Here is a 17,475-nt window from a genome sequence, read left to right as displayed (position 1 = left end):
TCAAAGCGTTAAATTTTTATCGTTATTCGGCATTGGCTTAGCGGGCTACAGTAAGTTGAAACCTGCCAACCAAGAGAATTGCACCCATGCCTGGATCACTTGTACGTTTGGACCTGCATCCTTTGGATGACATCGAATGGCGTCGTTCCTGCCGCGAGCAGCTCAACACGCAAGGTGCGCTGGTACTGCGCACCTTTTTGCAGCCTGAGGTGCTGGCGGCAATCAAGGCGGAAGGCGATGCACAGCGCCATCTGGCTTACCATACTGCCAGCAAACATAACGTTTTTCTGATGAAACCCGATGCCGATTTCAGCGCCGACCATCCTCGAAATCGTGACGTGATCAGCACCAAAGGGTGTATCACTGATGATGTCATCGCGGCCGATTCACCGTTACGTCAGCTCTATAACAATGACACGTTTAAGGCTTTCCTCTGCGATGTGCTGGGTGAAGCTGCGCTTTATCCTTACGCCGATCCTTTATCATCCATCAATCTTCATTACGCCCCGCACGGCCAGGAATTGGGGTGGCACTTTGATAATTCATCGTTTGCCATCACGCTGCTGGTACAAAAACCCCGTGGAGGCGGCATTTTTCAATACGTGAAGGATCTTCGAAATGCCGACGCGGGTGAGATGAATTTTAACGGCGTTGCGGCGGTACTGGATGAACGCCAGGCCGTTGATGACCTGGCGATTGAAGCGGGTGATTTGGTGCTGTTTCGTGGCCGTAATTCGCTGCATCGCGTAACACCAACTGAAGGCGACATCACCCGCATGCTTGCCGTCCTGGCTTATAACACGCAACCTGACATTGCCCTGTCAGAAACCGCTCGTATGACCTTTTACGGGCGACTTTAAGCGGTGGGTGTGCCGGTTAAGGCACGCCAACCTCGACGGAAAATTTGCTGCGTACGAAACGCCACTAATGCCTGCCAGTCATCATCGGCAGGCCAAAATCCTTCAACCAGATCGCGCTTAATGTCACGGCCTTGCGGGCTGTCTGGGTTTCCATACAGATGCAGCCAGTGATCCTCACGTACCCGCCGATGCATATCCTCGCCTGAATACGTACCGCATTCAATAACCAGTGGAAGCATTCGCGTTTGCGGCAGCGATGTCAGCAAATATTGTGACAGGTAGCCTGTCGCGGTAGCCGTAACGCCAGTGACACTGTCACTATCTTTGCCGGTGAGCAGCAGCGTTAGCCATTCTCCATAGATCTCTGCCCCCCAGCTGTGCGCAGCAACGCGCTGTTCGGCAATTGAAAGCAGCATCGGGTGTCCCCAAGCGCCCGCCCCGGTGTGAAGATCAAAGCTGAGGAGGGTTTTGGCTTCGCTAAGGTGCGTTGCAATAATCTTTTGCATCGTCAAACAGGACCAACTTGGCCGTTCGCCGCCATAAAAGAACCCGGTCGGTTCGCTGTATTGTCCCGCCTCTACCACCGGTTTCACGGCAGACCAGCCAACGGTTTCCAGCGCGGCTGCCAGTTGCCGGTCAGCACTGGCTCGCTCGCCGTGATAAATGCTGTGCCATTGCCCATATTGGGCATTTACAGGTGCAGGTTGACTGAAGTCGATAAAGTTTCGGTTCAAATCAATATTGTCTTCATTTACCCGCCGCAAATGCGCTGCACCCCACGGATTCAGCAGATGAATAAATACCAGCGCGGTATCAGCTTGCAGGGTCGAAACATCCAGTGCATCAAGCCAGCCGATTTGGCTGTCTGAACCGTAATAACCTTCAACACCGTGTGTACCAGAAATGATCAACATCACGCGGCTGGCCTGTGCACTGCCAATTAGCGCAACATCGGTATAGAGCGTTTCATTGTTGGGGCCAGAAAGGGGATGTGGATACGAAGTAAGCGTGCCACTTTTACGTTCTACCGCAGCGATAAAACGTGCCCGCTGCACACTGTATTGAGGTAATTCACGTTGTGCCATCGTCGTTAATCCAGTGGGTAGACATCAAAATTGAAGTATTTTTTTGCTAACTGATCGTAGGTTCCGTTTTTATGCAGCTCCGCCAACGCCTGATTGATCAATTGCTGATTTGCGGTGTCACCTTTGCGTAATGCAATGCCGACACCATCACCAAAGATCTTGTTATCAATGATGGTGGCTTTAATGGCGTAATCTTTACCTTCCGCTTTGCTCAAAAAACCCTGCTCAGCCGATACCGCATTGGTCAGGCTTCCATCAAGACGTCCTGCAATCAGGTCGGGATAGACCTCCATCTGATTAGCATAAGAGACCACTTTTACGCCTTCAGGTGCCCACTTGGTTAACGCGTAGGTTTCCTGGATCGTACCTTGAGCGACACCAATGCTTTTGCCGCGTAAGGTGCTGATATCGACAGTGAGTTTGCTGGCTGAAGGTGCAAGTAATGCGCTTGGCGTGTTGTAGAGCATGTCGGTGAACAGGACCTGCTGGCGGCGTTTGTCCGTCATCGACATCGCCGAGAGAATGGCATCAAACTTTTTCGCCTGCAGTGCCGGGATGGTGCCGTCAAAGCCCATTTGAACCCATTCGCACTTCACCTTGGCCTGCTTACACAGGGCATTACCCAGATCGATATCGAAACCTTGCAATGAGCCATCGGATGCTTTTGATTCAAACGGCGGAAACGTGGGATCTACGCCAAAGCGTAAGGTTTGCTGTGCAGATGCCGCACAGCTGAACGCAGCAAGTGAAAGCATTAACAGGGCGGACAGGCTCTTGTTCATCATTAACTCCGGGCAGGTGAAGTTGGAAAAAGCACAACGAGTTAATAGCATGGTGCTGTGCGCTCCACCAGAGAATATGAGGCTTAAGGTCAGAGTAAATTATTATGAAAGAGAAGGAGTTAAGTAAATTTAACGGTGGGATGAAGCTGCGGTTGATGCTAAATGTCCTGTTTTGATTTTTGATTCTATGCTGAACATATTCATTACCTTGTCATTTCCGGGTAAACGACACAAAGGCGGAGATAAATATGAAGTTTGATCACTTACGTATTGCCAGGCCGGTCAGCGAATTAGAGAGAAGTTCTGGCATGTATTGCAGAGGGCTTGGCCTAAAAAAAGTGGGCGAATTCAGCGATCATGACGGTTTCAGCGGATGCATGTTGGGCCGCGATGATTTGTCCTGGCATCTGGAATTTACGGTATGTCATAGCCACCCTATTCTTCCTTCACCTTCACAGGAGGATCTACTGGTGCTTTATATCCCCGATAAAATCGACTGGCACAACGCTTGCGCTAGAATGGACGATGCGGGCTTTTCCCGATTGGGATCGTTCAATCCTTACTGGAACAATAACGGCGTGACCTTTGTGGACGTTGATGGCTATCGCGTTGTGCTGCATAACGCAGCATGGGGTTCGCCTTAAGCGGTTTTAAGGCATGATTAACATGGCTTAACCTACTTAATAGTTTTTTCTCACTTTTCTGCCCTACTGCTTATGTCAAAGGCATTGGCAGTCAGCCGAGGCGTCGGGCCGATTAACACTGAGCATCGGGCTATACGAAGCACAACGGCCCGGTCTGGCAGGACGCCAGCAACGTTAACTCTCTGCCGGCGTCTTCGGTGCGCCTGGGCGCGCTGAACAGTAATCCGGCATTCTGAGAGCAATACACGTCGTTGTCAGGCGTTTTTACCCGCTGGTTTATGATCTTCAAGATAGAAAATAAGATAGATTCCCGGTGAGTTTTCGACTTCTAACGAGGTATAGGTGTAACGAGAAATACTGCCTTTATCATCAATGATGGCTTTATTACCGGCACCAATGCGGCTTACATCGTGGAAATCCCACATTTCACGAAATTCATCACTTTTCTCAATCAGCTCTGTGATTATCGACTCGAAGTTTTCCGTAAAGCGCTCTGCGACTTGATAGGCTCTGAAAGCCGCAATGGTGTGTCTGGCGGCCTTTTCCCATTCAAAAATCTTTTTACGGTACGCATCGCTAAGGAACATCAGTTTCAGTGAATTTCTCTCGGCAGGCGCAATTAAAGACCAGTCAAAAATCTGGGTTGCCGCTGCGCGGTTCCAGTAAAGGATATCCATGTTCGCACGCCGGACAAAGGCAGGGTGCGGATGAAGGGCATCCACCATAGCGATCACTTCAGGTGAAAGTTCAGCGTTATCCTCATTAGATGCCCCGCCACCGAAGACAATGGCATTGAGGTATTGCTGTTCAATCATCGTCAGTTGAAGCACTTTACCAATTCGCTTGAGAGCCGCAGGCGAAATGCTGATATCTCTTCCCTGTTCAAGCCATGTATACCAACTGACGCTCACTGCCGCCAGCTGTGCGACTTCCTCTCTTCGTAATCCGTCAACACGTCGATTCTGCGCGCTGAACCCGAAATCAGCCGGATTCAATTTCGCCCGGTGTCTGACGAGAAAATTTTTGATATCTGCGTTTCTTGACATGCTCACTCCTGGGTATGACCTGAAGTCATAGGATAACCCGCCCTCTTTTTCGCCAGGCATACAGCTTTTATGATGCCGCAAACTTTGCTGATAAGTCCCGTTTTCAACACGCTAAATTCGTTTTTTATCAATGCCGTTAGACAATCTACTGGAAAATAAAATGAGTACGAGCAGCACCAGCAGTATTAAAACCATGCTTACTGGCCTTCTGACACTGGTCACTGTGATGGGAATTGGGCGATTTTCTCTGACACCGCAAATCCCGGTGATGATGAATGATGGTTATCTGACGCTTTCGAGTGCGGGGATCCTGGCTGCCATGAATTACATCGGTTATTTGGCGGGAGCGATTCATGTCAGTCGTATTAAGCACAGCCATGCGCAATATCTAAAGGCGGGTATCATGGCGACGGTGCTGGTTACGCTACTTTCTGGCACCACCGGTTCGTTTGCGATTCAGTGCTTGTTCCGCCTGATTGCCGGTGTCGGTGGCGCATGGGCGCTGATCATCGTGACCTCATGGACGCAAATGACGCTGGCTGGCAATAATGCACCTCGCCTCTCTGCCGCGGTATTCACCGGCCCCGGCGTGGGTATCATGTTATCCGGGATATTGGCCTGGTTGATGGCAACGTATCATTTTCACTCCTCCGCCTCTTGGTATGTCTATGGTGCGGTCGCGCTGATCGTGAGCTTACTTATTAGCCGGAATCTTCCCGCTGAATTTGGTCCCGCTAAATCGCAGGTCGCGCGCCATGAACCCATCAGTGCCAATTTGAAAAAGTTGGTGGTGATCTACGCTCTGGCCGGCTTTGGTTACATTTTGCCAGCAACGTTTTTGTCTCAGATGGCGCATAGCGCCTTTCCTGACGGCAATCAGGCGGCCTTTTTCTGGCCGCTGTTTGGCTTGTCTGCGGTTGCAGGCGTTGCGCTGATTATTCTTTTTTCAGCGCGATATAATACGCAAGTCAGTTTAGCGACAGCGATGATTTTGCAGGGACTGGGCGTGGCCGCAGCGGTTGTCGTGCATAACGCGGCGGGCTTGCTGATTTCAACGATTTTGACCGGATTGGGATTTCTGTCGATTATGCAGCTGACGATGCGCTTTGCGCGTGAAATATCATCAGGATCCGTGGCCAAAACCGTCGGGATTTTAACCTCGGGCTACGCCACCGGGCAGCTGGTCGGCCCGTTGGTTTCATCAGCAAGCGTTGCGCTCTTTGGTTCTTTAAACGAGGCGATTGTACTTGCGGCGCTTTGCCTGATTGCGGGCGGATGTAGCGTGCTGTTGCTGATCAGGAATCCTCAGCCGCTCGCAGCGCAGGATCAGCGCTAAGGGTCTGTGTTAAAAAAAGAAGCCGCCGTTCACATTCGCGAGCGGCGGCTTTGTTATCTGTTCTGTCATCGGTTAAGGGTTCAGGCCATTTTCTGTGAAACGTGCAGCGCCGCAGCATCATTGGCTTTAGCGACGGCATGGGCCAGATTGCTGTCGAGGCTCAACGCCTGACACAACACGCCCATAAAGCAGTCTCCCGCACCGTGCGTGCTCACTAAAGTAATCTTTTTGGCTGGCAAACTGTGGCTGGCTTGCCCCGCCTCAATAAAGGCCACGCCATGTTCACCCGCAGTAACCACCACGCTGGAAAAACGCGTAGCGAGCGTTTCCGCTGCGAGCACGGCTGAAGCCAAATCATGCACGGTCACATTGCTCATATCTCGCGCTTCAATGGCATTCACCACCAGCAGATCAATGCAGCCTTCAAGCTCCGGCGTGAGTAAGCGTGCAGGTGCCGCATTAATGCAAACTGGGATATTCCGCTGCTTTGCTGCACGTGCAGCGTGTAAATTGACCGCTTCGGGCACCTCATTTTGCAGCACTAACATCGTTACATCTTGCCAAAAGGCCTCGTTGTCGAAGGTTTCTGCCGCGATGTGCTGATTGGCATTCGACACAACGACCGCGCCGTAATCACCTTCGGCGTCGGTGATCGCCACGCTCATGCCTGAAGGAATATCGTTAATCACGGCGACAGCATCGGTGTTAACGCCCGCCTGCCGTAATACATTGAGCAAAAATTTTCCCTGCTCATCTGCACCGACCGCACCCGCAAAAGCGACGTCTGCTCCTGCTCTGGCGGCAGATACCGCCTGATTCCCACCTTTACCGCCAAACTTATAGCGGCAAGCGCTGCCCATTACGGTTTCGCCTTTCTCCGGGCGATGATGGGCATCCAGCATAATGTCGTAATGCAGGCTGCCGGTGACAACAATTTTACTCATGGTTAGAATTCCCGAAGGTCCTGAACCGCATGCTGTGTTTTCATCAGGTTTCTCTCCGCTCGCTTGAGATCTTTTTTAGCGATGGCCACAAACAGTGCATCCAGAATATTAAGCTGGGCAATGCGTGACGCGGCATTTTCACCTAACAGATGCGATCCCTGAGAGGTTGAATTGAGCACGACATGCGCGTGGCGCGCAATGGGCGACTCGGCGTAATTGGTTAAGGCGATCACTTTGGCACCATTACGCATGGCCAGTTTCACGGGATCATTTACCGCGCGCGTGGCACCCGAGTGACTAATGGCGATGACAACATCATCGTCAGATAACACGGCAGCGGACATCAACATAATATGGGCGTCATCGTAGGCCGTCGATTTAATGCCAATCTTAAGCATCTTATGCGATAAATCTCGGGCTACCGTGGCAGAACCGCCCACGGCATATAAATCGATGTGACGCGCTTTAAATATAATATCCGCCGCACGGTTGAATTCAGAAATATCAAGAATCGACATGGTTTCTTCGATTGCCTGAATAGACGTTCTGAATACTTTTGCCAGCAATTGCTCCGAAGAATCATCAGGCTCAATTTCAGCATGCAATCCTGCCACTTCAGATTCGTTGTAATAAACCAGACTGCTTCTGAAGTTTCTAAAACCGGTGAAGTTAAGTTTTTTAGTAATCTTAACAATCATCGCTTCCGAGACATTATTTTCCTGCGCGATCTCTTTTAAAGATGTTTGCTCAGTAATGTCAGTTCGGGCAGTAATTGCCTCAACCACTCGTCGTTCTAAGGGCGTGAGTTGGGGCAAACGCATACGGATTTGAGCACCAATGGCTCGCGGATCTTGCTTCATTATTTGCCTCGGGTCGCTCGGTCAATCAACATCGCTATGATAATAATAAGGCCAGTCGCGAGCAATTGGTAAAAGGCCTGAATATTTAGCAGAGTCAATCCATTACGTAACGCACCCAAAATAATGACGCCGATGATGGTGCCAAACACACTGCCTTTGCCGCCCATCAAAGATGCGCCACCAATGGCCGCAGCGGCAATCGCATCCAATTCCCATAAATTACCAATCGTTGGTTCGGCTGCACCTAAACGTCCAATTAGAATCAGCGAGGCCAACGAAGCCAGCACGCCAGAGATAATATACACCGTGACTTTGGTGCGTTTAACCGGCACACCCGCAACACGCGCCGCTTCTTCATTGCCACCAATTGCCAGAATATATTCACCCAGCGGGGTTTTGTTCATCACGGTCCACAGCACCAGCGCAATCACCGCAACAATCACAATCGGCGTCGGCACACCCAACAGCGTACTGTTGATAATGCTACGAAATTCCATCGGAATGCCGAAAATCGGGCTGCCGCCGGTATAAATCAAGGCGATAGCACGGAACAGCGACAAGCCGCCTAATGTTACGATAAAAGGCTGCAAACCGGCGTAAGCGATCAGTGTGCCGCTAAAGATCCCGCAGATTGCACCAATTCCCAAGGTGGCCATAACGGCCAGCGGCACTGGCACGCCTGCTACCATCAAGGTTGCGCCTAATACGGCAGAAAGTGCCGCCGTTGGCCCGACGGATAAGTCGATTCCGCCCGAAATAATCACCAGCGTCATGCCCAATGCAATTAAGGCGTTGATCGAGGATTGTTGTAAAATATTGAGCAAGTTTGGCACCGTAAAAAATACCGGTGACAAAAATGAGAACGTAACAATAATAATTAATAATCCAATCAAGGTACCGGCATCGCGCACATTAAACTTAAACAGCGACGATGAGTGCGGAACAGCCCGGTTATTTGTTTGTGTCATCATGTTCATGGCCTTTAAATAAATGCAGGTGAAAAACTCAGGCAGTTTGGTCTACATCTTTAATCGCAAAACGGGCAATGTTATCTTCCGTTATTGCATCACCCTGTAATTCTTTCGTGATTTTCCCTTCTCTCATCACCAGAACGCGGTCAGAAATACGGATGATTTCGGTCATTTCCGAGGAAACAACAACTATCGCCTTACCCGCTTTCGCCAGCTTCTCAATCAGGTTATAGATTTCGGACTTGGCACCAATATCAATTCCCCGGGTGGGTTCATCAAATAAAAAGACTTTTGCATCGGCGGCGACCCACCGTCCAATAATCACTTTTTGCTGGTTGCCGCCACTGAGCGTACCGATGGTTTTTTCAATATCCATAGGACGCAGTTTCAGATCATTCATGACCTCATGCGCCACACGGTTCAGTTTGCTTTTATTAATCAGGCCCGCCAGCGTGAAATTACCCATTGACGGTAACGCCATATTCATTTTTACGGCGCGCTCTTTGATGATGCCCTCTTTCTTACGATCTTCCGGTACTAATCCAATACCCGCTTTGATGGCGGCACTGACGTTGTGATTGCGCACCGCATTGCCATTCACCAGCACGCTGCCGCTGCTGCGCTTATCAATGCCGGCGATCAGCTTCAACAGTTCGGTACGGCCTGCGCCCACTAAACCGGCAATGCCAAGCACTTCACCCGCTTTAACGCTGAAGTTGGCCGACAAAACATCATGGCCGCGTGCCAGGTTCTCAACGCGCAACACTTCCTGATCGGTCACGTAGGAGTTGTGATCGAGCCTCTCAATCTTGCGTCCCACCATTTTGGCGACAATGCTCTCTTCATCTTCATCGCAAATATTCACCACGCCAACCTGCTTGCCATCACGCATGATGGTAGCGCGATCGCAGACTTTGAAAATCTCGTTCATCTTATGCGAGACGTAAATCAGCGACACGCCCATCGCTTTTAAATCGGCAATCAGCTCCGCCAGGCGATCAAACTCACGGGGTGTCAGGCTCGATGTCGGTTCATCCATCGCGATGATTTTGGCGTCATCCAGCATAGCGCGGGCTATTTCTACGATCTGCTGCTGCGATACCTTGAGATTTTTGATTGGCTCGTTGGGATCGATGCTCGGATCCAACTGCTTCAAAATCAGTTTGGCGCGCGCCAGCTGCGCTTTTTTATCAACCCATAAACCTTTTGCTTTGGTCAACGGGCGGCCAAGAAACATATTCTGGGCAACAGAGAGTTCTGGAACATGCTGTAACTCCTGATGAATCATGGCGATGCCAGCATGACGGGCGCTGAGCGGATTCTTCATTTGTACCGTTTGGCCGTTAACGCTGATCTCGCCACCGTCAGCCGCACGAACGCCAGAAAGAATATTCAGCAGCGTTGATTTCCCCGCGCCGTTTTCACCAATCAGTGCATGCACTTCACCGGGCTTCACAGAAAAATCCACATTTTGTAAAGCAGCAGCACTGCCATAGGTTTTGGTAATGCCGCGCATCATTAAGCGATACTGTTCCATACCCTCTCCGCCTGACTTATTGCTGGGCCAGAAGCTGGCGCAACGTGTTGTTATCTTTGGTCGAAAACGCCTCAACATTCTCTTTGGTGATCAGCGCCTGAGGCGTAGAGACAACGCGAGAGATTTTCTGACCGTTGATCAGACGAATCATGACGTCCATTGCCACTTCACCCGTTAATACCGGGAAGCTGTCGACGGTGCCGGTTAGCTCACCGCGTTTGATGGATGCATAGGCGTCTGAGATACCATCGGTACCAAATACCGCAACCTGCTCAGATTTGCTCAGCGAACGCACGGCTTCCACTACGCCAAGCGCCATGGTGTCGTTGTTTGCGTAAAAACCAATCAGATCAGGATGCTGCTGCAAAAGGGTGGACGCGGCGTTGTAAGCCTGCTCACGACTCCAGTTGGCGGGGACGCTGGCAACAATGTTGAATTTGCCATTAGCTTGTAGCGTTTCTTTGAAACCGCCGGTGCGCTGGCCAGCCGCATACACGCCCGGCTGCCCTTCAATCACCGCCACTTTGCCGCCTTGCGGATGGTGTTGAATAAACCACTTTGCCACGCGAACGCCATTGTCTTTTTGCACGTTACCGACGTAGTGCTGTGCATTTGGCATCACGGCATCGTTGACGTTTATCACCGGAATATTTTTACTTTTGGCCGTTTCCAGTGCGGGTTCGAGGTTGATGTCTGTTTGCGGCGAAACCAGCAATCCATTGAAGCCCTGAGAAATCAGCGTTTCCGCAATGGATAACTGTCCCATCTGATCGTCTTCATTCGCGGCCGCCTGATACGCCACGGTAAATCCCTGTTTTTTGGCTTCGTTCTGATAACCCTGACCCAGCGAGCGCCAATATTCATTGGTCAGCGTTTTTGATACGCCACCAATTTTCAATGTCTTATCTGCTTTCGGCAGCGCGCCATATTTGCTTTCAAGTTGCGACCAGTCTGTGCGATCCGGTTCGGTGTCTGATTTTAAGGGTGCCAACTCAGCAGCATAAACTGTTGAGCAGAGCAGTGATGAGGCAAGTACAGAGAGTAATAATTTCTTCATTTTTCAGCCTTTTAGTCTCAGCATGTGGGGTACAGCTTTTCTCTTTATGACGAGCAGAGCATGTTTATTTGGCGAACATAATGTCATTAACGATCTGTTGCGAGGCGACGGCATCCTGACGGCTGATAGCGTCTAGCAGCGCCGGGTTATCGTGCAGTTTTTCACACAACTTCAGCAAATGAAGCACCGTGGTGATATTGGTTTCCGCTTCACGGATTGGATCCAGACCGCTGGCATCCGGGAAGGTGTCAAAGTAGTAAGCGCCTTTATAACCATCGCGCTGCATCTGCCAGAGGAATTCCAGCGTGGCGCGTGGATTTACAGAACCCGCCATCAGGCCATCATCACGTTTGCCCCAGCCATCGTTGAGATCCAGGCCTAACAGTCGTGAACGACGGGCAACCATCGCAGCGGCATAAGCAGGGATTTCATTAGCGAACAGCACGTGGGCGAAATCCAGGGTAATACCGAGGTTCGGGCAGCCCGCTTCTTCCACCGCCAGCAAACAGGTGGTGGCATTCGGGAAGATACTGTAGGCGCGCGGCTCGTTGGGTTTGTATTCGATACTGACATCAACATCTGGCGCATATTCAGCGATTTCACGTACTGCACTGACCGCGTCTTCCCAGATTTTTTTGTAATCCGCCTGGAAGCAGTAGTCGAAACCATCTTGCCCCATCCACAAGGTCATTAGCGTTGAGCCAAATTCACGTCCCGCATCAATGCCACGCTTGGTCAGTTCAATCGCTTCACGACGAATTGCCGGGTTCGGGTTAGTGAATGCACCAATTTTGAACTGCGGCGCATCCCAACGCATCTGCATGCCATTCACTGCCAGGCCTGCATCTTCGATTGCCTGTCGCATGGTTTTGATATCGGTGGTCATATGTTGCGGATAATTCAGGTCGAGATGTGTTAATCCTTTGACCTTACCGGCGCGAGCAATCATCTGCAGGACTGATGGCTTTCCCTGTAGGTCTGGCCAGTAAAGGTTTGCTCCAGAGGCAAACGAGTTAAGGCGTGTAGCAAATTTCAGTTCCGACATAAGGATTAACCCTTCAAAATTAGATTGTGATGTACTTTCCAAGTTCACGACATCCCGTGAAGTTATATAAAATCTACCTTTACCCAAATAATAAGCAAGCGTAATTATGTGCAGGTGTTGTTTTTTGGGATGTGCTTCACAAAGCGTGCAAGAGCAGCAGAAGCCCCGTTATTTCTGGCACACGAAAAGCGCAGCGGTACATGGCCGACCGTTTTTTAATCCAATGCAGTTAGCTGCGCGATTATTTTATGGAGGGTTTTCAGTCGATTTACTTCACAAATTTGCACCAAGTTGTTGAGCAGCGATCTCTTTTGAAAAATTATTCGCGGCCAAAAGGGGTGAAGCATGATAATGGCGGCACGCCGGACTCATCCGTGCGTTCTGCAACACTTACTCTCTCAAGGAACTGGAGTGATATATGTCCACATTGCGTTTACTGTTATCGGAGTCGAATGATCCCTGGTTCAACCTGGCCGTTGAAGAGTGCATATTCCGCCAGATGCCCGCGACGCAACGGGTTCTGTTTTTATGGCGAAATGCAGATACCGTGGTTAACTGTTATAACCCACACATGAGAACAGTTATCAATAGGTGAAGTGGTGGCAGCGTACAAAGTTCACGTATGCACAAGAATTTCAAAAAGTTCACAGCAGGAAGGAAGCGGTATTGATGAGCAACTTGCTCGTATAAAGTCGTACATAGAAACGAAGCCCGAACTATAAGATGAAAACATCACATACTGGCAAGACATTGGCCTTAGTGCTTACAGGAACAAAAACATTCTTGATGGTCAGTTAGGTGAGTTTGTAAAATTGGTTGAATCAAGTGAAATTGGTCAAGGCCATGCCCTCGTGATCTATAGCTTAGATCGCTTATCACGACGTTCATCTTGGGATGAAGATACGATTCAGAAAGTGGTGAAAAATGGCGTTAACATCCATGACGTTTCAACTCCGGTTTTCTTGAGTCGTGATGATCCATTTTCGAAAATCATAATGGAGCTGCTCGTAACCCGAGGGAATAACGAAAGTAAAATCAAGGCAGAACGATCTGTTGCAGGTTGGGAAAAGCGATTAAGGGAAACAGTTGAACAGGGAACGGTTTTTACACGAAAGTTGCCACGTTGGTTATCTGCCGATGAAAATGGTTATCAAGTCATTCCCGATCAAGTTGAGATAATAAAACGTATCTTTAAAGAGTATACAAACGGACTTACGAGTCCCATGATAGCCAGACGGTTAAATGAAGAAGGTATTAAATCTACAGGTGATTCTTTGTGGAGGCCCAATACTGTCACAAAGCTGATCAAGGACGAGAGGTTAAGAGGTAATCTTAAACGTAACAATGGTCAAACACTGATACCTAACGTATTTCCGATAGTAATAGAAAATGGACTTTTTGAGATAGCTAATAGAATATTAGAAGTAAACGCATCAGGTACTAAAGGACGTCCAAGAGAAAATAATGTAAACCGCGAAGTACATAATATACTTACTGGCTTGATTAGATGTGGTAAATGCGGCTCAAAAGTCACAACATCTAAGAATTCACGAGGGGTAAGGTATGTAGTGTGCCGTAACAGATTAAACTTCAGAATCTGTGGACAAAGCAGCAAAATGTTAGAGCTTCTTGAAAAAGTAATCATTAACCACATCAAGCAAATAGATTTAGAAAAAATATTTACTTTTCAAAAGGTTGACGCGTTGAAGGCAAATTTAATAAAAAGTGAACTTTTCGCCTTAGAAAATGAGGCTGAGAATTATATTGCTGAAATTGATGCACGTAAGAAACAAAAAAAACGCCATCATTCAGACTTGAAAGTTCTCTTACTGATATTGAAGATAGAATTTCTGAACTACAAAAAAATCTAAAAGGTTTAGAAATAGATGAGCCATTAGTAAGAATAGAAATGTATGACATTGATAAACTAATGGACTCAACCAACGTTGAACTTCGAATGAGCTTAAGAAAGCACTTGCTTCAGATTGTTGATAAAATAACATTCCAGAGCATTGGTGAAAACAACCTAATTGAAATATTATATAAGAATGATATCTATAAGCACATTTTAATTTCCAATAAGAAGTTAAATGAGTTTAAGCATGAAATTGTCATTCAGTCCAACGGAAACAAAATCGATTACACGACTAAAAGTTTTTCTATAAGTGAAAATCTTGATGATGGAACCTGCACTTTCTCGGACATATATAATGCTGAGATAAAAGATTATGCCCTACTCGCCAACTACCTAAGTACAGTAAAAGGGAAACAGTGGATTGTAGAATTAATGTACCAAAAAGAAAACTTCAACATAGTTGCATCAAATTAGTAAAGCCAGCCCGACATGGGCTGGCTTTACCGACAGTACTCAACAGTTACGACTTCACAGACTACGTTTGTACCATGCCATTACTCTTAGATATACGATGCTCCTTCCATCCTTAAAACAACTAACTTTAGCTGGTCAAGAACACTATTTTAAATGTTATGGTTCAACCACATCCATCATAAATTAAGCAAATAGCCTATTAATAATGAAAAAATCTCTCATTTTGAACTTGCCCTTCTCCTAGCAGGATGTGCTCAATTAGAGTATAACGTTGGTGAAAGGTAAGCATACAATCTGATGCATGGTACGGCTTAGATAGTCTTCAGAAAACGTTGAATGCTGCATGTACTCAATATGGAAAGTCCAGAGTAACTTATCAACATAGTGCGAATATGAATCCTCAGTTACCAGCCGGACAAAGTGCCCAAAAATATGATTTGGAAATGTGATTAATTAGTAAATCTTTGTTTTAATTTAATATTTTCTTAAATGAAATCCGTTAGGGGGTTAATGATGAGGTTAATTCTTCCTGAGATAGATTACTCAGAGGGTTTTTCAGTTAATAATGATATATTTTTAAGACAACCGCTTAGTAAACAACTAGAAAGTATTGTTCAAAGATCTAGTGATGACAGTTTGGTTTTAGCTATCAATGATGAATGGGGAACAGGTAAAAGTACTTTCCTCAAACTTTGGCAAGCTCAAATAGAAAACGATAATGAAAGTAATCTAAAAGTCATTTATTTTGATGCTTTTAAAAATGATTATCAAGAGGATGCTTTTATTGCATTATCGTCAGCCATTTATCCGTCAATTGAAAGTAAAGAACAAAAAATAAATTATTTAGCAGCAACCAAAAAGGCTGGGGCTTTTTTATTTAAAACCACTGCGAAAGTTGCAATCAGTGCATTAACATTTGGAGCAGTAAAAGAAATCGGTTATGAAGAAGCAGCCAACGAGATAAAAGATTCTTTAAATGAACCTATCGAAAATTTTATTGAAGAAAAACTATTGAATGCTGAAAAAGAAGTTGAAGTATTAAATCATTTTAAAACCGCAATCACTAAAGCAGCCGAGAACAAAAAAATAATATTTATAATTGATGAGCTTGATAGAGCTAGACCAGATTTTTCCTTAGACCTGATAGAAAAGATAAAACATGTCTTCAAGTCAAAAAATATATTTTTCATCTTGGCAATCAACAAATCGCAATTTATCAACGTAATAAAAAAAAGATATGGCAATATTGATGCTGAGACATATCTAAGTAAGTTCATACATTTTTGGTTCAGCCTTCCTAATCATTATGATAATCAATCCAGATCTCAAACAATTTCTACTTTCATTAATCACATCAATAAGACGACTCCTCCTAATGGTGATTACAATGAATCATTGCCATTATTGGCTGAAATTTTGACTTTAAACAATTGCTCTTTAAGAGACGCTGAAAGGTGTTATTCAACTCTTTTAATCATAGCTGCTAGCGGCGGTTCACCAGCTAGGGTATATCAATACGCAACAGCCATCCTAGTTTATTTAAAAATAAAGAAACCAGAAATATTCTCTAAAATTAAAAGCAAAACAACTTCAGTCGATGAAATAGAGAGATGCATAAATATTGAAAAAATCCAGAGTGCTGAAAAAAACTATATCAGTTCACTTATCAGAACAGATATGTATAACCAAGAACAACTAAATAATGCACTACATAATCAGGAAAGATTATTACTGAAACAAGGTGATCCTATTTTAGCACTACGTGAAATGTTACCATTTTTTGATAATATGTTACCTTAAAATTTAGATTGATCAAAAAGCCTCTCTTGAGGCTTTCTCGATATGTTAGCACTGTGGTTGCAGAGTTAAAGTGTATATTGTGAGAATCAAAACTAATAAAGAAACCAGCAATGTAACCCCAGGAATGTAAATCCCCGCATATCTTTTGAACTTGGTTTTTGGCGTATCATACATCATAAAAAAAGATTTACCCTTACACCAAAATACCGTCACCTTATCCATTAATGAAGGAGTGTGTAGAACTCCCGTCACTCGTTGATATGCAAATAAAAATTTTAACCAACGATCAATCATCTCTGGAGTTATACTTTTTGCATTTGGGGTATAATACAACAGTAAGGCATTATGAATTGCCATAGAATCTTCAGAAGTTGATGGTTCCAAAAAAACCTGAACCGTTCCTGTTCCACTAAAAGTAACATGAAGAATGGCTCCTTTCTGCTTATGATAATTAAATACCCTAGAGTTCTCTTCCTTTAATTCAATCATATTCCCAGTAAAACTTGTTTGAAATTGAATAGACAAACCATCATATCCTAACCCTGACTTCTCGATTGAATAATCATCAACGATAAGATTAAAACCTAGACCATGAGCAATTCTATTAAACTCATCCAAATGAGACTTAATTATACTTTTATGAACAATCCAATTGTGATTAGCATATTTTTTATTTTGGGAATCGTTATCAAAGCGTCGTTTTTGTCTAGCAACCCATTTTTGCATAACCGGAGCCTTTCGGATTAAAAGTATTAATTACCAAGCAAGATTAACAATACTCTCCACACATAAGCAAGTGGGATTATGGGAAGTAGTACACCAAACAATGGCAGTACTGGAATCGCTATATAGTTCCATGCGACGATGAACGTTAGCCCATAGCCCAATGCCTGACCCCATGTAAAGCCCTTACGTGTTTCATCTAGTGTGTTCTCATTTTGTTGTTCTGAGTTCTTTGCTTCTAACTCTTCTTTGCTTTCCTGCTTCTTATTGAAGTAATCCACTGCGGTTTTCACTAAATCTATGATTGTCCCTGATCCAAAAATTTAAACTAGCTCCTTTAATTGAATAACGAATAACTGAACCCAAACGCCTTTTATGAATACTTTTCTTTTACGTAAGACCCTGCAAGGCCATTCCTCATCGTATCGCGTCCAGGTAATGAAATGACCTAGTTTT

The 17,475-nt window shown here is 46.2% G+C and carries 17 protein-coding genes and 1 pseudogene; 7 read left to right on the top strand and 11 right to left on the bottom strand.

From position 1 onward, the window contains the following. Window positions 1–86 precede the first annotated feature (86 nt). Window positions 87–860, top strand: coding sequence for a 2OG-Fe(II) oxygenase (locus ACF2G4_RS20335; protein ID WP_409076073.1), 774 nt, complete (start codon window positions 87–89; stop codon window positions 858–860). Here the strand turns inward: ACF2G4_RS20335 and ACF2G4_RS20330 are convergent. Next, a complete protein-coding gene (locus ACF2G4_RS20330; RefSeq protein ID WP_409076072.1) occupies window positions 857–1,945 on the bottom strand; it encodes a DUF2817 domain-containing protein in 1,089 nt (362 codons plus the stop codon). The two genes, ACF2G4_RS20335 and ACF2G4_RS20330, sit on opposite strands and share 4 nt — an antisense overlap. Before the next feature lie 5 nt (window positions 1,946–1,950). Continuing rightward, the gene (locus tag ACF2G4_RS20325) at window positions 1,951–2,727 is read right to left on the bottom strand and encodes an ABC transporter substrate-binding protein (protein WP_243079425.1); all 777 of its coding nucleotides are present in this window, start codon (window positions 2,725–2,727) and stop codon (window positions 1,951–1,953) included. Between the two features lie 248 nt (window positions 2,728–2,975). On the opposite strand from ACF2G4_RS20325, the gene ACF2G4_RS20320 reads away from it, so the two are divergent. Then, window positions 2,976–3,371 (top strand): VOC family protein, encoded by a 396-nt coding sequence (locus ACF2G4_RS20320; protein WP_332627003.1) that lies wholly within the window; start codon window positions 2,976–2,978, stop codon window positions 3,369–3,371. A 254-nt stretch (window positions 3,372–3,625) separates the two neighbouring features. On the opposite strand, the gene ACF2G4_RS20315 is transcribed toward ACF2G4_RS20320, so the two are convergent. Beyond that, window positions 3,626–4,477 carry a helix-turn-helix transcriptional regulator gene (locus tag ACF2G4_RS20315; RefSeq protein ID WP_243079151.1) on the bottom strand — a complete coding sequence of 284 codons (852 nt, stop codon included), beginning with the start codon at window positions 4,475–4,477 and terminating at the stop codon, window positions 3,626–3,628. Between the two features lie 100 nt (window positions 4,478–4,577). On the opposite strand from ACF2G4_RS20315, the gene ACF2G4_RS20310 reads away from it, so the two are divergent. Then, the gene (locus tag ACF2G4_RS20310) at window positions 4,578–5,753 is read left to right on the top strand and encodes a YbfB/YjiJ family MFS transporter (RefSeq protein ID WP_409076071.1); all 1,176 of its coding nucleotides are present in this window, start codon (window positions 4,578–4,580) and stop codon (window positions 5,751–5,753) included. Between the two features lie 80 nt (window positions 5,754–5,833). On the opposite strand, the gene ACF2G4_RS20305 is transcribed toward ACF2G4_RS20310, so the two are convergent. From ACF2G4_RS20305 to ACF2G4_RS20280, 6 genes are all read right to left on the bottom strand, one after another. Beyond that, the gene (locus ACF2G4_RS20305) at window positions 5,834–6,697 is read right to left on the bottom strand and encodes a PfkB family carbohydrate kinase (protein ID WP_215848675.1); all 864 of its coding nucleotides are present in this window, start codon (window positions 6,695–6,697) and stop codon (window positions 5,834–5,836) included. A gap of 2 nt (window positions 6,698–6,699) precedes the next feature. After that, window positions 6,700–7,557, bottom strand: a complete 858-nt coding sequence (locus ACF2G4_RS20300; RefSeq protein ID WP_215848674.1) for a MurR/RpiR family transcriptional regulator — start codon at window positions 7,555–7,557, stop codon at window positions 6,700–6,702. Further along, window positions 7,557–8,528, bottom strand: coding sequence for an ABC transporter permease (locus tag ACF2G4_RS20295; RefSeq protein ID WP_243079154.1), 972 nt, complete (start codon window positions 8,526–8,528; stop codon window positions 7,557–7,559). The genes ACF2G4_RS20300 and ACF2G4_RS20295 overlap by 1 nt, the downstream gene beginning before the upstream one ends. Window positions 8,529–8,562: 34 nt before the next feature. After that, window positions 8,563–10,065, bottom strand: coding sequence for a sugar ABC transporter ATP-binding protein (locus tag ACF2G4_RS20290; protein WP_243079155.1), 1,503 nt, complete (start codon window positions 10,063–10,065; stop codon window positions 8,563–8,565). 16 nt (window positions 10,066–10,081) lie between these two features. Beyond that, on the bottom strand, window positions 10,082–11,122 hold the full coding sequence (locus tag ACF2G4_RS20285; RefSeq protein ID WP_409076070.1) for a substrate-binding domain-containing protein: 1,041 nt from the start codon (window positions 11,120–11,122) through the stop codon (window positions 10,082–10,084). Window positions 11,123–11,186: 64 nt separating this feature from the next. Beyond that, a complete protein-coding gene (locus ACF2G4_RS20280; protein ID WP_243079157.1) occupies window positions 11,187–12,167 on the bottom strand; it encodes a TIM barrel protein in 981 nt (326 codons plus the stop codon). Between the two features lie 418 nt (window positions 12,168–12,585). On the opposite strand from ACF2G4_RS20280, the pseudogene lplA reads away from it, so the two are divergent. The 4 genes and pseudogenes from lplA to ACF2G4_RS20260 all read left to right on the top strand — a co-directional run. Then, a pseudogene (lplA, locus tag ACF2G4_RS20275) lies at window positions 12,586–12,720 on the top strand (lipoate--protein ligase LplA); the annotation flags it as partial. 178 nt (window positions 12,721–12,898) lie between these two features. Then, window positions 12,899–14,038, top strand: coding sequence for a recombinase family protein (locus ACF2G4_RS20270; protein ID WP_409076216.1), 1,140 nt, complete (start codon window positions 12,899–12,901; stop codon window positions 14,036–14,038). A 38-nt stretch (window positions 14,039–14,076) separates the two neighbouring features. Continuing rightward, the gene (locus tag ACF2G4_RS20265) at window positions 14,077–14,496 is read left to right on the top strand and encodes a hypothetical protein (protein ID WP_409076069.1); all 420 of its coding nucleotides are present in this window, start codon (window positions 14,077–14,079) and stop codon (window positions 14,494–14,496) included. Between the two features lie 510 nt (window positions 14,497–15,006). Next, complete coding sequence (locus tag ACF2G4_RS20260; protein WP_409076068.1) at window positions 15,007–16,296, top strand: P-loop NTPase fold protein; 1,290 nt, start codon at window positions 15,007–15,009, stop codon at window positions 16,294–16,296. A 45-nt stretch (window positions 16,297–16,341) separates the two neighbouring features. Here ACF2G4_RS20260 and ACF2G4_RS20255 read toward each other — a convergent pair whose 3' ends face one another. Both ACF2G4_RS20255 and ACF2G4_RS20250 read right to left on the bottom strand, forming a co-directional pair. Beyond that, window positions 16,342–17,022 carry a hypothetical protein gene (locus ACF2G4_RS20255; RefSeq protein ID WP_409076067.1) on the bottom strand — a complete coding sequence of 227 codons (681 nt, stop codon included), beginning with the start codon at window positions 17,020–17,022 and terminating at the stop codon, window positions 16,342–16,344. A gap of 26 nt (window positions 17,023–17,048) precedes the next feature. Further along, window positions 17,049–17,312, bottom strand: a complete 264-nt coding sequence (locus ACF2G4_RS20250; RefSeq protein WP_409076066.1) for a hypothetical protein — start codon at window positions 17,310–17,312, stop codon at window positions 17,049–17,051. Window positions 17,313–17,475: the final 163 nt, after the last annotated feature.

Origin of the sequence: Pantoea phytostimulans (genome assembly GCF_046118715.1) — a bacterium.
GTDB lineage: Bacteria > Pseudomonadota > Gammaproteobacteria > Enterobacterales > Enterobacteriaceae > Pantoea > Pantoea phytostimulans.
Note: the sequence above shows the minus strand (reverse complement) of the source record. Positions and strands in the feature narration are given on the sequence as shown.

Excerpts from the sequence above, each read along its gene's own strand:
- ACF2G4_RS20335 (WP_409076073.1), top strand. The coding sequence starts at position 87 with ATGCCTGGATCACTTGTACGTTTGGACCTGCATCCTTTGGATGACATC.
- ACF2G4_RS20330 (WP_409076072.1), bottom strand. The coding sequence starts at position 1,945 with ATGGCACAACGTGAATTACCTCAATACAGTGTGCAGCGGGCACGTTTT.
- ACF2G4_RS20325 (WP_243079425.1), bottom strand. The coding sequence starts at position 2,727 with ATGAACAAGAGCCTGTCCGCCCTGTTAATGCTTTCACTTGCTGCGTTC.
- ACF2G4_RS20320 (WP_332627003.1), top strand. The coding sequence starts at position 2,976 with ATGAAGTTTGATCACTTACGTATTGCCAGGCCGGTCAGCGAATTAGAG.
- ACF2G4_RS20315 (WP_243079151.1), bottom strand. The coding sequence starts at position 4,477 with ATGCCTGGCGAAAAAGAGGGCGGGTTATCCTATGACTTCAGGTCATAC.
- ACF2G4_RS20310 (WP_409076071.1), top strand. The coding sequence starts at position 4,578 with ATGAGTACGAGCAGCACCAGCAGTATTAAAACCATGCTTACTGGCCTT.
- ACF2G4_RS20305 (WP_215848675.1), bottom strand. The coding sequence starts at position 6,697 with ATGAGTAAAATTGTTGTCACCGGCAGCCTGCATTACGACATTATGCTG.
- ACF2G4_RS20300 (WP_215848674.1), bottom strand. The coding sequence starts at position 7,557 with ATGAAGCAAGATCCGCGAGCCATTGGTGCTCAAATCCGTATGCGTTTG.
- ACF2G4_RS20295 (WP_243079154.1), bottom strand. The coding sequence starts at position 8,528 with ATGATGACACAAACAAATAACCGGGCTGTTCCGCACTCATCGTCGCTG.
- ACF2G4_RS20290 (WP_243079155.1), bottom strand. The coding sequence starts at position 10,065 with ATGGAACAGTATCGCTTAATGATGCGCGGCATTACCAAAACCTATGGC.
- ACF2G4_RS20285 (WP_409076070.1), bottom strand. The coding sequence starts at position 11,122 with ATGAAGAAATTATTACTCTCTGTACTTGCCTCATCACTGCTCTGCTCA.
- ACF2G4_RS20280 (WP_243079157.1), bottom strand. The coding sequence starts at position 12,167 with ATGTCGGAACTGAAATTTGCTACACGCCTTAACTCGTTTGCCTCTGGA.
- ACF2G4_RS20265 (WP_409076069.1), top strand. The coding sequence starts at position 14,077 with ATGTATGACATTGATAAACTAATGGACTCAACCAACGTTGAACTTCGA.
- ACF2G4_RS20260 (WP_409076068.1), top strand. The coding sequence starts at position 15,007 with ATGATGAGGTTAATTCTTCCTGAGATAGATTACTCAGAGGGTTTTTCA.
- ACF2G4_RS20255 (WP_409076067.1), bottom strand. The coding sequence starts at position 17,022 with ATGCAAAAATGGGTTGCTAGACAAAAACGACGCTTTGATAACGATTCC.